Consider the following 13,906-nt stretch of genomic DNA (forward strand, 5'->3'; position numbering starts at 1 on the left):
ACAATCTTATAAGTTGAAGCTTTATTTTTTGACTTAATGTTTACAAAATAAACTCCTGAAGCGGCATCATCAAATTCTATTTCTAGATATGCTTTTTGGGAGTTTATTTTTTCAATTACTTTTCCTGAAATATTATTGATGATGATATCAATTTCAGATTCAGTGAAATTATTAATCTTTAAAACTGAACTCACAGGGTTGGGAAATACCTTTATTTCATTTGGTGAAAATTCTTCAGTAGAAAGTACCGTAAAATTCACACAAAGACTTAGTTCCGTACAACCACTATTTGCAACCTCAACAGCATAATTTCCACTAATTGCAGGTGTAAAAGATTGATTAGTTGCACCAGAAATTATAGCGTTAGTATCACAATTAAACCACTGATATGTGCCAAAAGGTTGATTAGATATTAACTGTGTTGCTGATTGTGTAATGGTGTTATCTATACTAACCAAACTTGCTTTGGTTGCCAAATAAGCTATAACCATTTTAGTTAACTCAGTCATATAATGAAAATCAATATCTTCTACTCTATCATTAGATGTATGATAATCTGGCGTTTCGTCATTTGTTTCCCAAGATTCACCAACCAAAACGGCAGAATAGCCTTCATTCCAAAAACGAGAATGATCACTAGCTGAAGTTCCTGGATTAACAACAATTTCATTTAAATCTAAAGTGTATGTATTTAAAACACTAAGTAAATCATCTTTAATCTCTAAAGAGTTGGCAATATCTCTTACATCTATATCAAAATCGTTATCACCAGGAGTTCCAGGTGCGTCACCATCATAACCAATCATATCCATATTTATAACTGCAAGGATATTATCTCTAGTGTTACCATTAGTTTCGTCAGCTGCTTGTTGTGCGTAATAATTTGCACCTCTCAAGCCTATTTCTTCTTCGTCCCAAAGTGCGTAAATAATTGTATTATCGGTACATTGAGCAGATAAAACTCTAGCAATTTCCATAACAGCAGCAACTCCTGTAGCATTATCATCTGCGCAAAAAGTGGTTACCGAGTCGTAATGTGCGCAAACTATGTAAATATCTTCAGGGTTTGTTTGCCCTATTTGTGTTGCTATAACATTCTTACCTGTTGTATTAAAATCTTGAAATTCCACAGTAAGATTTGGTAATGCTTCTAAGCGTTCTTTAATATAATCGGCTGCTAAATCATTAGCATCAAAAACACGAGTAGCAATCGTTTGCTCACTTCCATTTATTATGGCAGACTGCTCGCCGGAAAGCTGTGCTACGATTTGTTGCAGATTAGAATTACTAATTTCATTCATTAAATCTTCAATAGATTGCGAATGCGAAAAAGTAATTGCTAAAAACACTAATATAAAGGAAATAGATACCTTTTTCATCTATTTAAATTCTTTCAAGAACCTATGGTTCGGTTATTTAATTATTCTATAGGGTAAAAATTTTTGTTTGTATCTTTTTCATGAAGTCTTTTCGATAAACAAAAGCTAAATACTGTTATATGTTTTCTTTTTCAACCCTAACAAATATAAGGATTTAGCACTTGCTTTGAGTTTTAATTTTGATTAATAAATTTTTTATTCTACATTTGTAGAGCTAACTCTAAAATTGTAGAACATGCAGCTTTCTAAAACCGAAGAACAACTTATGCAATATCTCTGGAAACTTGAAAAAGCTTTCATGAAAGATTTATTAGACATTTATCCAGATCCTAAACCTGCAAATACAACTGTTGCAACTTTACTTAAGCGTATGATTGGTAAAGGCTTTGTGGCTTATAAAACTTATGGCAAGTCTAGAGAGTACTATCCTTTGGTAAAGAAAGAAGATTATTTTTCTAAGCATGTTAATGGTTTAATTAAAACTTTTTTTAACGATAGTGCTTCTCAATTTGCATCATTCTTTACCCGTAAAACGGACTTAACCAAAGAAGAGTTAGAAGAGCTAAAATCTATAATAGATCAAGAAATTAAAAACAAGTAACTATGGAAATGTATCTATTAAAATTTTCAGCTTGTTTGCTTGTTTTTTGGCTGGTGTATGTACTGTTGCTAGAACGTCAAAAAATGCATCAGGTTAAACGATTTTATCTTTTAGGATCATTTGCTGCAGCCATAATCATCCCTTTACTAACGATAACCTACTACATAGAACCTGTAGTTAGAACTTATGAAACTACACCAATTTATTTCCCTATCGAACCCGAAATAATAGATAACTCAATAGAAGAAACTTCATTAAATATCGAAACAATTCTTTGGTATTTATACGGATTGGGAGTGGTATTATTTAGCATACGTTTTATCATTAATCTAACTCAGCTCTTTCATAGAATTTTAAGCAATGAAAAAGTAGCTAAACATTCTTTTGTATATGTATTATTAAACACATGCAGCATACCACACTCATTCTTTAAATATGTCTTTTTAAATAAAAAAAAGTTTGAAGATAACACCATCCCAAAAGAAGTTTTATTACACGAAGAAACCCATGCTAAGCAGCTGCATAGTTTAGACATCATTCTTTTAGAGCTTTTGCAAATTATATTCTGGTTTCACCCATTGGTTTACATTTTAAAGCATCATATTAAACTCAACCATGAGTTTTTAGCAGACGAAGCTGTTTTAAATCAAGGCACAGAGACCAAAACTTATCAAAACATTTTATTACAATTTTCATCAAACACTCAGGAATACCAACTTTCGAGTGCCATTAATTATTCATCATTCAAAAAACGATTTACAGTTATGAAAACACAAACCTCAAAAACCAGAATTTGGTTAAGTAGCTTACTACTATTACCAATTATTGCTATTCTTTTTTACAGCTTTGCTGAAAAAGAATATATCCCAAAAGACAACACTGAAGTTGTAGATGCTATTACTAATGAACTGAATGAAGCCGAAAAGCTTAACATAACATATACTGATGGCGCAACCGAATCTATGATGAAAGAATATAACGATTGGATTATTGCCTTTAACACCTCTCATAAGGTTGATTACAAAGCGTATCAACGTATTGTTGCTATTTATGAGATAATGTCTGAAACACAGCGAAAATCTGTTGAACGATATCCAGTTATTCCTAGCATGAATCTATCGGAAGTAACACCTAAATCGCCAACCAAAGCTGAATTTGAATCTTGGAAAAACGATAAAGAATATGCAATTTGGATTAACGGTAAGCATGTGCCTAATTCAGCATTAAATAATTACAATGCTGAAGATATTATTCATTTTGTAGGCTCAAAAGTTTATAAAAATGCACGTAGTCAAAAATTTCCGCAACCGTTTCAATTCAGTTTATATACTAAAGAAGGTTTTAAAACCACATATCAAGAATCTGCAATAAATAAGTACAATAAGCTTTCTAAAACCTATGCTAAAGCCATAAAAGCATATTTAAAAGGACCTCAAACAGATAACACTGAATTGCGTCTATTAAGTATTCAGGCTGAAAATATGTATAAATCATTTTCTAAAGAAGAAATTGCAAAACATAAATTGTTACCTCCTCCTCCTGTACCAGCACAATATAGCACACCAAGAAACCAAAATAACTCTACTAAAAGTAACAAATCGTCTAAAGGTGGCCCAAATGCCAACAGTTATAAGCTTAACGATATAATAGAGCAACAAACACCAAAAACTGAAACTGGTTTTATCAATATTAATGGACAGACACTTTACTACACAAAGCTTAATAATGATATTACATATTATAACCGTTATGGAGTTAAAACCGATAAAAATGGTAATAAAATAGTACCAGAACAACAAACTAATGTCAACAACGTATTACCTAATGCTACTGTTTCTAAAACGTATCAAGAAGCAGCTACAAAAAAACAAATAGAAGAATATAATATTTGGGCTAAAAAAATAAATACTGAAATAAATAGAGCAAAAAAGAATAAGTCTTATGAATACCCAATAATAAAATTAAAAGAGGTTGAAAGGTATAAATATATATACAGTATAATGACTAAAGCGCAACGGAAAAATGCTGAGGCTTTCCCAAATATTCCACCTCCACCAAAACCAGTTTCTATTGAAGTAAAACAAATTCCGCCTCCACCTCCAGCTATACCAGAAAACGCAAGTCCAGAAAAACGTCTAAAAATGCAAAAAGCCATTGATAACTATGAAAAAAAATATAAAAGAAAAGTACATACAGCAAAACTTGATAAATCTGGTGAGCATGTTAGTTTTATAGCCAATGATGAAGTATATGATAAAAAAGCTACCAAGCAACAAATTGAAGAGTACAACAAAATTGCTAAAACTTATAATAATGTTTCTAAAGCAGATATGATAGTAAAGCTTAAAGATGTTAAACGCTTAAAATATATATATAGCCTTATGTCAAAAGCACAAAGAAAAAGCGCACAACCGTTTCCAGATTTTCCACCTCCACCAAAACACAAGCTATTAATAAATAATAAAAAGATTGTATCTCATAAACTTGAGATGACAATTGATGATATTAAAAAGTTAACCTTATCATTAAAAAAAGATGAAATATCGACTTTTAAATTAAAAATTCCTGGAATAAAAACAGAACTTATTAAAGGCAATACAATCACTACTATAACCTTAAAAAATCTTGAATCTATAAGAACAGGTGATACTATTACTTTATTTGATATTAAAACCAAGTCTGATTCTAAAATAGACCCAGTTGTTATTAAGGTTGTAAAATAAATTCAAACATAGAGAAGCCTCAGTTTTTTTGAGGCTTCTCTATGCTTATCTATGGAAGATAAGACAAGCCTTTTCGTGTTTTCCAAAGGAAATATTTTTCAAATAAGATTTTACCAAAATCATAAATAACATTGGGTATCATTATAGCAAAAGTTCTTGGTTTAAATAAATGGTTGCTCACAATTAAAACCTCTTTTTTACCAGCATCCATAATACATAAGCCAGGGATTTTTCCCCAAGGTCTTTCTTTAAGCTTTTTTCCTTTTTCTGCTCTAAGTATATTCTCAGCAACTACTTTTCCTGTTTCATCAGATGGATAACCTGTTTTTGGTCCAGAAAACGGAATCTTTCCTGGTTTGAAAGGTAGCTTTACATCTACTGCAATACCTGCTGCCCAAATATTTTTATGTGTAACGTGCTGATAGGTATCATTCACTGGTATGTAACCCGCAGCATTAGCCTCTAATCCTTTAGAATTAATCACAAAATCTACACCAATAAAAGGAGGCATAAGCATGGTAAAATTACTTTCTATAAATTCCCCATTGGTTAATTTTACTCCGTTTTTTGTAACCTCATCTACACCAACTTCTGTTCTGTATTTTATATTAAACATCTTCATAAAAGTCTTTAGCATAGTTTCGCCCATTGGCATACCATCTATACCAAAATGGCCTAGGTACGTTTCAGGAGTAACCCAATACAAATCTACTTTTTTACGAATTTTCTGTTCTCTTAACCACTTTTCAACATTAAACAAGAATTCATAAGCTGCTCCCATACAACCAGCATTTTGAGTAGCACCAATAACTATTGGGCCTGGATTTTCTTTAAATGCATTCAATGCCTTTCGGGTTTTCATTGCGCCATCTGGTGTACCAATGTAATAGGAGTTCTCTTTAACACCCTTAGCAACATCAAACGCTACTTTTGGGCCTGTTGCTACAACCAAATCATCATATTTAAAATCACCTTCTGTAGTTTCAACTTTATTCTCTTCTGGTAGTACTTTTAAGGCTTCTGCATGTACAAACTCTACTCCTTTTTTCTTTAAAACATCATCTTTTCTAAATGAAATATCTTTTATATCTCTTCTTCCAAAGGGCACCCAAATCAAAGAAGGTATAAATAAAAACAAAGGAGATTTATCTATAAGAATTACTTTTTGATTCTTAGGATCTTTCCGTTTTAACTCTAAAGCAGCAGTCATTCCTGCAAAATTACCTCCAATTACTACCGTTGTTTTCATGGCACTATGAATTTATGGTTATACTCAAAGTTAGTTTTTAAGCTTTAATAGGAGTATGACAAAAATCATGTAGGGCTCAAATACCACATTTATAGGCTATTTATGTAACATTTGTTACCATTTTACGTTCTAATAGTCAATCAATCAAAAAAACCTCAATCATGTTAAAACAATTTTTTATCCTATGTTCTGGTGCAGATACAGACATTTTAAACGACTGTTCTATCGGAGAACAAAACAAATATGCTGGTATTGGCGCTACCGTTTTCTTTACTGCATTAATGGCTACAATTGCTGGTAGTTATGCTCTCTATACCGTTTTTGACAACCTTTACAGTTCTATTTTCTTTGGAATTATTTGGGGCTTGCTTATTTTTAATTTGGATCGTTATATTGTTTCTACTATAAAAAAACGTGATAATGTTTTAGACGAAATTTTGCAAGCTACACCAAGAATATTCCTTGCGGTTATTATTGCTGTAGTTATTTCTAAACCCTTAGAATTAAAGATTTTCGAAAAGGAAATTAATCAGGTGCTTTTAGAGCAAAAGAATGATTTAACACTTGCTAATCAAAATCAAATTGCTGAACAATTCAATCCAAAAATCACAGATTTAGAAGATCAAATTTTAGGTTTACAATCTCAAATAGACACCAAAGAAACCGAAGTCAATACGCTTTACAACACTTACATTACCGAAGCTGAAGGCACATCTGGAACATTAAAACTTGGCAAAGGCCCTGTTTATAAAGAAAAACGAGAAAAACACGATGCTGCTTTAGCCGAATTACAACAATTAAAAGCCGATAATAAAGTCAAAATAGCAACACTAGAAAACGAGATTAGTACGTTACAAGGAGACTATAAAGCTAATGTTACCCAATCGCAGCCTATAATTGATAATTTTGATGGTTTAATGGCACGTGTTACGGCTTTAGGAAAATTACCTTGGTTACCTTCCTTCTTTATTTTTTTATTGTTTTTAGCTATAGAAACTTCACCGATTATCGCTAAGTTATTATCACCAAAAGGAGTCTATGATTACAAATTAGAAGATGAAGAAACCACTATAAAAGCATGGGTAAACCAGCAAGTAGCCGAACGTAAACTATTGGTAAAAACTGATAACGACATTAACAATAAAGTCTATACCGAAATTGCTGATGAAGAAGAAATAATGACCTACAAGCGTAAAAAAGCACGAGAGCTTATGCAACATCAGGCAGATGCCTTTTTAAAGAAGCAGAAAGGTGTACTTTAAATAATAGTTGTTACTTTTAAGATTGAAACAAAATTGAATCTTATGAGGTATCTTTTTTTATTTATTATAGCTTTTAATGTTACAAGTTGCATTTCTGTAAAGGCAGACATTACTACTGAATCAATAGAGAAACGCACAAATACAGACATGGCAGAAGCTGCAATAAGGCTTGTGCTTCAGCAACAAGAAACGGCTTGGAAAAATCATGATTTAGAAGGCTTTATGAAAGGCTATTGGAAAAGCGATTCTCTAAAATTTTACGGCAGTAATGGCTTAACATTAGGTTGGGATAAGACACTTGCCAACTATAAAAAAAGTTACCCTACAAAAGCTGAAACTGGTACTTTAAATTTTGTAATTAATGATATTTCTAAAATTGAAGGTGATAATTATTGGGTTATGGGAGAGTATCATTTAAAAAGAGCAATTGGAGATGCCAACGGAGTCTTTATAATTATTTTTAAAAAGATACATGGCGAATGGAAAATTATAGCAGACGTGTCTTGCTGAATTTGAACTTGAAATAGAAGCCTAAAAAATAAAAGTGTTTCCAAGAGTATTAATCTGTCAAGAAAAACACTAGTCGGAAACACTTTTAATCTTTACTTAATCTGCAATTAGGCAGCTGCTGAAGTATTGTCTTGCGTTTTAAAATGGTCATAAAGATCCTTACAACCCAAACCTATTATAGACATTCTTTTAGATTTTGTAATAGATTCGTTGTGCAATTTAGCTAATGCCATAACACCAGCTCTATCAATGCTATCTACACTTTCTATATCTAATAATAATTCATCTATCTTATCGAAAATGTTTGCAAAATGCGCGTTGAATGTTTTTAAATTGAGCTTATTTAAAGTCCCTTTAATCTGAAAACGATTGTTGTAATTAGTAATCTTTAAATCCATAATAAATGTTGTTAAATCATTAATAATAATTTAGGGCTATTAATCAGTAAATTCGGTGCTATTAATTCTAAGGGATGCTTAAATATCTGACTATTAAACCGATATTTATTAGAAAATCGATAAATGGTAATTTTGATAAGCTAATTTGAGGCTTGTTGTTTATTTTTTCGATAAACAACACATTAGCAAACAAATAGAATGTAAGAAAATAGACTAAAAAGTTGTCTTTATTTTATTAATGCATACTTTTATAAAAGTTGCTCTAATTTATACAATTGAAAAGCCAGATCTTGAATTAATGAGTTTAAAAAAATAATCCACAATATAACATTGTGGATTATTCTTAGTAGTTTTCTATCTTATTCCTAACTAAAAAACTATAGAGTTAATAAATTATGCTGCATTTTCATTCTTAAAATCATGATAAATTTCTTTACAGCCATAACCAATGATAGTGAATGATATATTATACTTAATTGAGTTTTTATAAAATTGTCTCAATGCGGCAAGTCCTGCAATATCAATCTCGTTAACTTTTTCAATATTTATTGTTATGTCTCCATTAGTTCTAAATAAAGCATCCATATGTTTTTCAAATAATTGAGTAGTACTAGTGTTGAGAACACCCTCAATATCAAACACGTTTTTGTTTTCTGTAATTTTTAACGCCATAACTCATATATAATTTGTAGGTTAAACTTCTAATCATTCAACAAATTTTGGTTTCTATTTCCTGGATTATCCTTGTACCAATCTTTGTAATTATCACCACCAGATATTGCCCAATCATTAAAATAATTATACGCATCATAAATCTTTACAGACTCTTTTGGAACTTTAAAATCATGAATAATACTAATTGCCCACGGAAAACCTGTATCTGAAATATAGTTTCCGTCTACATCTCTGTTTTGTCCATCAAAACCTTGTATGTTTTCACCTAGGTCTGTAGTATTTCTGTATGGTAAATGAATCTCATTGCTTCGCTCCATATTTCTTATTAAAAATGGATTAAATGGGGCAGTACCCAATTGCTCTGTAGTAACTGGCTGCGTAAACACAACTGAGACAGTAGTTTCATTCAAAAAGTTATCTTGATTATCTGTAAATATGATTACAGCATTCTGTTGGTTTGCTTCTGTACCATTAGAATTAAGATTAATATAATCTTGTGTATAGACTGGACCTGTAACACTTTCTACTAAAGAGCTTGGAACGCCTTCTATCTCAATTCCAAATCCATTTGTAAAACCAGCTCCGTTTGACTTAACCTTAATTATAAAATCTAACTGAACAGCTTTATTATCAGAATTAAGAATTGCTATTGCCTGATAGTTTAAAGCAACATCATTGAAATCATAATCTCCGTAAGAAGGCCATAAATCTTCAAAAGCTATAGTTCCTGTTCCATATTTACTAGGTGTAAACATCTCAAATGCTTTATCTGCTTCTTCAGGAAAAGAATCATCGCGATCTAAAATACCATCACCATCTGTATCAATTTCTTCTGTATCTTCTGTAAAAATTCTAAACGTAGTTAAATCGTTAATTGTTCTTCCAAAGTCTGTATTATTACCAGCATTAATACCATATTCATACTGCCATCCACCTGTTTGAGTATCCATGATAATTAAATTTGAACTACTTCCGTTATTTGCCAGCCATAAATCTTGGTTTGAGTCAAATGTCATAGATGTAGGCTGAAAGGGTAAATTATCTGCACTTATACGAATGCTATCATAATCACCATTGCTATTTAATTCTAATCTATACAACCCTGAAAATGAACATAAGAATAGAGTACCATCTTCTGCAAATGCTAAATCTCCACCACTTTTATTGTGTAAACCATTAATATCCCAAACATTTAACTGATTCCCAGTGTTTGGATCGAAAGTATAAAGCTTACTATTTTTAGAAAAGTATAGTAATCCATCATTTGTATTAAAATCTAGTCTTGGACCTCCAATACCTAAGTTAGCAACTGTCTCCCAAGTATCATTATCTATAGAGTATTTCATTAAAGGATGAGGGCTAGTTCTTCCTATAGAATATAACATTCTATTTTCTTGATCTATAGCACAAGTATAACTTCCCATTGGCATATCAGACAAATAGGTTAACGCTCCATCTAAAGGATCTACTTGAAACAATTCACCTGAACCATTAACACAATACAAATAATCATTCACCATTTCGGTACGATTTGCTAATCTACCCGAAGTGTTAGTATAAATAACTTGATCATTAGATATGTCTTCTATGGAAGCAGAATAATTGCGGTTATCATTTCTACGGATATATACTTGATTGTAAAACTTAGGAATATTAACTGACTGTTCTAAAACACCATTTTTAGTAACACCAGAAAACAATAACTTATTGACAACATCATTTCTGTAAACCTCCTCTGTTTCTATCTCTCCTTCTTGATTCTCATATGTTTCTGTACCAACTAAATAAGGTTGTGAAGTATAGGCATAAACATCATATTTAACAGAAGAGTTGTCATTAATTTTAATTTTAACTGTTTTGTAAGTACTATAATCAAAACCTTCTGGGATGTTTATAGTATCAACAGAGTCGCCATTAGTGGAACCATTATCTACTTCAGGTTTTGCACAGGAACTCACTATTAATAATAAAATTAAATTTGTGTATGTTAAAATATGTTTCATTTATTTTGATTTGTTATCCGCTAAAAGACTCTTTGATTAAGTGTAGTAAAATTAACACGTTTGATTAGAGGCATATTAAAAATTCTTTCTGAAGTCTTCCTCCTCAGTCAAACGACCATTTACTGTCGACAAACTGTAAAACAACCCAAAGAAAAACAAGCTAAATCACTGAAAAACAGATTAAAGACTAACTTTTAAAATCATTACCTATGCTATTTTTTCCAAGTATTCTTGAACTGAAAAAAGATTCTTCAAAAAAGCTGATTTAACGACTTTATTTTCTTTCTCTACTTTAATTAAGGAAACTATTGTTTCTTGATGTTGCATGTAATCTTTTAAAACTTCTAATATTTTTAAATCATCTAGACCAACAATAAACCCTAAATGCTTTAGATTAAATTTATTTTGCATAAATCTTGCACCAGCTCTAACAGAAGATGTGTTAGATTTTTTTCTTTTTGTATTTACAACATTTGCATTATTGCATTGTTCTGCAATTTCTGTAAGAATTTCAAAATCCTTATCACTACTGCTATTGCATACTAAACAGATTTCAACATCTGCAATTGCATTAATAGATGCTACAAAAAAGTCTTTGAGTGCTTCGTTTTCAAAACTATTAAATACTATAATAAGACCTCTGTACATAATTTAAGTTATTTTCTAGGGGTTTAAGATTTTATAACTAAACAGCTCTTTTTGCGCGTTCCCAATTAACCGATTGGCTATTGTTTATATATCTAAAAAATCCGAGTACCACTGACAGGTTCATAATGAAAAAATAGTAGGGTACAAAAAGCACTTTCACCTTGAGTGATTTATTTTCTAATATCCAACCTAAGCCTGCAGCAACGTAAAACAGAACTTGTAGCCAGAATAACGTTGAATACAAACCAAATTCAAAAAACCCTTCATTATAGGCTAAAATTCCTGAGACAGGTATTAATAATATTAAACATAAAGGTGTTAATGTCCATCTTAATACACGATGTGAGATATATTGAAAAGATAATACACCATACTTAAAGATGTTCATTAAAGATCTCATACGGACAACAGATTGAATTCCTCCTGCCGATATTCTAATCTTACGCTTTAATTCTTCTCCAACATTTGCTGAAGCAGTCTCTATGGCGTAAGCCTCTGGATTATACTGTATTGTATACCCTTTTTTAGCAACTCTAAGTGAGATAATAAAGTCATCTAATAACGTATCTGGCTCTACTTCATTATACAACTCAGTTCTTATTGCAAATAGTTCACCTGCTGCACCAACTGCCGAATACAACTCTGCGTCCCATTTTTTTAATGTAGATTCATATCTCCAATACAAACCTTCCCCAGCACCAGCAGCTGCATCTGCTTCTTTATTAATTATACGTTTTTCACCAGAAACGCATCCAACTTTTGGATCCATAAAACAATTAACAATATGCATTATAGAATCTTCTCCTAAATTTGTATTAGCATCACTAAAAACAACTATAGGTGTATCTACAAATGGCATAACTCTATTCATGGCATTAATTTTCCCCTTACGTTCATCTTTATGATAAACACCAACACCTTCAAATTGTTCGATTAATTTATTGGTACCATCATTAGATCCATCAGTAACCCAAGCAATCTTTAATTTATCCTTTGGATAATTTAAACTCAAAGAATTTTCGATTTTTTGTTTTACAAATTCTTTTTCATTATAAGCAGGAATTAATAATGTAACCTCTGGCAATTCTGTATCATTACTTATTGCTTTAGGTTTTTTCTTTAAAAAACGCTTTATTTTCACCATTGCATACAATACAATACCATAACCTATATAGGTATAAAATATGATGAAAAGTAGGATCCAAAAGGTTAATTCTAATGTTGTCATAAGTATTCTTTTTTTAGGGGCAGTTATTTTTAATTATTGAACAAATTGATTTAAATATGAACTAAATAATTCGGCTCTTTTATCCCAAGAATTAGACTTGGCAAAATCAATTCGTTCTTTTATTAAATTTTCTGAGTCATTGTTTATCTGGTATTTAATCTGTTTTACAAATTCTTCTTTGGTATTTGTAACACTTGCTATATTTTTAAAATCATTTAAAACTGCGAATTGAGTCATTATTACTGGCACTCCTATAGCTAAGTATTCATTAATCTTAAGAGGGTAAATGTTTTTATTTATTTCTGATTTTACATAAGGAATTATACCAACATCAAACTTCGACACTATTTGAGGTACTATAGAAGCATGGACTGCAGAATTAAACACAACATTTTTATACTTAGACAAACTGTCTACTACCTTTTGATTAAGTACTCCTCCTGTGAATTCGAATATCACGTCTGGTAATTCTTGTACTGCATATTCTACAAGCTCTATATCAAAACGATAATCTAGAGAGCCTGTGTAACCAACTTTCTTAACTTTATTTTGATTAACTGTAGTTCTTGAGAATGGCTTAAACAACTCATAATCCACACCATTTTTTACAACATAAGACTTAGAATTAAGTTGTTTTTTTTCATCATTTAAATAGTCTGATGTAGTAATAATACCATCTACCAACTTACAAAATTCTTTTTCTCTATTAATTGTTTCTTGATTATTACGGTTTAAATCCATACCATCGTAACAGTAATAAATATTTTTATCTTCATTTAATTCTCCTATTAGAGCTAAACCATACACAGGGTTAAAAGCAGTAATAACTATAGGGTTTTGAAGGTTATATTGCTTTTGAATTTTTAACAGTTCTTTTTTATAAATATTTGTATTCCAATTATATAATCTGGTTAATAAACTCTCATTCTTTATCGAAGCTGTTGGCAATACTGCTGGCATTACCACATGCTTTATTTTAGCACCAGTATCAGCCACAATAGTCTTAACACGTTTTTCAAACCCAAGCATTCTTGATACAGGAATTTTTTCATTACCAAAAATCCCTTTAGACAAATCTTTGATTGTTCTTGGATATTCTATAAACACAACATTATTATTTAATGCTAGTAAGGACAATAACTTAACCGTACTTTTTGTATACTCACCCTCCCAAGTGGTATACGAAATACAGATTATGTTTCTTCCTTTAATCATAATAATTATCTAGTT

The 13,906-nt window shown here is 31.0% G+C and carries 12 protein-coding genes; 4 read left to right on the top strand and 8 right to left on the bottom strand.

Annotated features, from left to right (window positions below):
• The coding region (locus tag N4A42_RS10695) for a M28 family peptidase (protein WP_294073783.1) at positions 1-1,379 on the bottom strand (1,379 nt) is incomplete at its 3' end.
• A gap of 235 nt (positions 1,380-1,614) precedes the next feature.
• On the opposite strand from N4A42_RS10695, the gene N4A42_RS10700 reads away from it, so the two are divergent.
• Both N4A42_RS10700 and N4A42_RS10705 read left to right on the top strand, forming a co-directional pair.
• Positions 1,615-1,980: a BlaI/MecI/CopY family transcriptional regulator gene (locus tag N4A42_RS10700; RefSeq protein ID WP_294073785.1), complete on the top strand. Its 366-nt coding sequence runs from the start codon at positions 1,615-1,617 to the stop codon at positions 1,978-1,980.
• Between the two features lie 2 nt (positions 1,981-1,982).
• Positions 1,983-4,703, top strand: coding sequence for a M56 family metallopeptidase (locus tag N4A42_RS10705; protein WP_294073787.1), 2,721 nt, complete (start codon positions 1,983-1,985; stop codon positions 4,701-4,703).
• 49 nt (positions 4,704-4,752) lie between these two features.
• Here N4A42_RS10705 and N4A42_RS10710 read toward each other — a convergent pair whose 3' ends face one another.
• Positions 4,753-5,952: an FAD-dependent oxidoreductase gene (locus N4A42_RS10710; protein ID WP_294073789.1), complete on the bottom strand. Its 1,200-nt coding sequence runs from the start codon at positions 5,950-5,952 to the stop codon at positions 4,753-4,755.
• 161 nt (positions 5,953-6,113) lie between these two features.
• Between N4A42_RS10710 and N4A42_RS10715 the strand changes: the two genes are divergently transcribed.
• Positions 6,114-7,214 carry a DUF4407 domain-containing protein gene (locus tag N4A42_RS10715; RefSeq protein WP_294073791.1) on the top strand — a complete coding sequence of 367 codons (1,101 nt, stop codon included), beginning with the start codon at positions 6,114-6,116 and terminating at the stop codon, positions 7,212-7,214.
• Between the two features lie 42 nt (positions 7,215-7,256).
• A complete protein-coding gene (locus N4A42_RS10720) occupies positions 7,257-7,724 on the top strand; it encodes a nuclear transport factor 2 family protein (RefSeq protein ID WP_294073793.1) in 468 nt (155 codons plus the stop codon).
• Between the two features lie 107 nt (positions 7,725-7,831).
• Here N4A42_RS10720 and N4A42_RS10725 read toward each other — a convergent pair whose 3' ends face one another.
• From N4A42_RS10725 to N4A42_RS10750, 6 genes are all read right to left on the bottom strand, one after another.
• On the bottom strand, positions 7,832-8,122 hold the full coding sequence (locus N4A42_RS10725) for a hypothetical protein (RefSeq protein ID WP_294073795.1): 291 nt from the start codon (positions 8,120-8,122) through the stop codon (positions 7,832-7,834).
• Between the two features lie 393 nt (positions 8,123-8,515).
• Entirely contained in the window at positions 8,516-8,794 is a 279-nt protein-coding gene (locus N4A42_RS10730) for an STAS domain-containing protein (RefSeq protein WP_294073797.1), read from the bottom strand.
• 29 nt (positions 8,795-8,823) lie between these two features.
• Positions 8,824-10,800 (bottom strand): LruC domain-containing protein, encoded by a 1,977-nt coding sequence (locus tag N4A42_RS10735; RefSeq protein WP_294073799.1) that lies wholly within the window; start codon positions 10,798-10,800, stop codon positions 8,824-8,826.
• A 207-nt stretch (positions 10,801-11,007) separates the two neighbouring features.
• The gene (locus tag N4A42_RS10740) at positions 11,008-11,448 is read right to left on the bottom strand and encodes a hypothetical protein (protein WP_294073801.1); all 441 of its coding nucleotides are present in this window, start codon (positions 11,446-11,448) and stop codon (positions 11,008-11,010) included.
• 37 nt (positions 11,449-11,485) lie between these two features.
• On the bottom strand, positions 11,486-12,676 hold the full coding sequence (locus tag N4A42_RS10745; protein WP_294073803.1) for a glycosyltransferase family 2 protein: 1,191 nt from the start codon (positions 12,674-12,676) through the stop codon (positions 11,486-11,488).
• 33 nt (positions 12,677-12,709) lie between these two features.
• Positions 12,710-13,891, bottom strand: a complete 1,182-nt coding sequence (locus N4A42_RS10750; protein ID WP_294073805.1) for a glycosyltransferase — start codon at positions 13,889-13,891, stop codon at positions 12,710-12,712.
• Positions 13,892-13,906: the final 15 nt, after the last annotated feature.

It is taken from the genome of Winogradskyella sp. (assembly GCF_025210595.1).
Lineage (GTDB): Bacteria > Bacteroidota > Bacteroidia > Flavobacteriales > Flavobacteriaceae > Winogradskyella.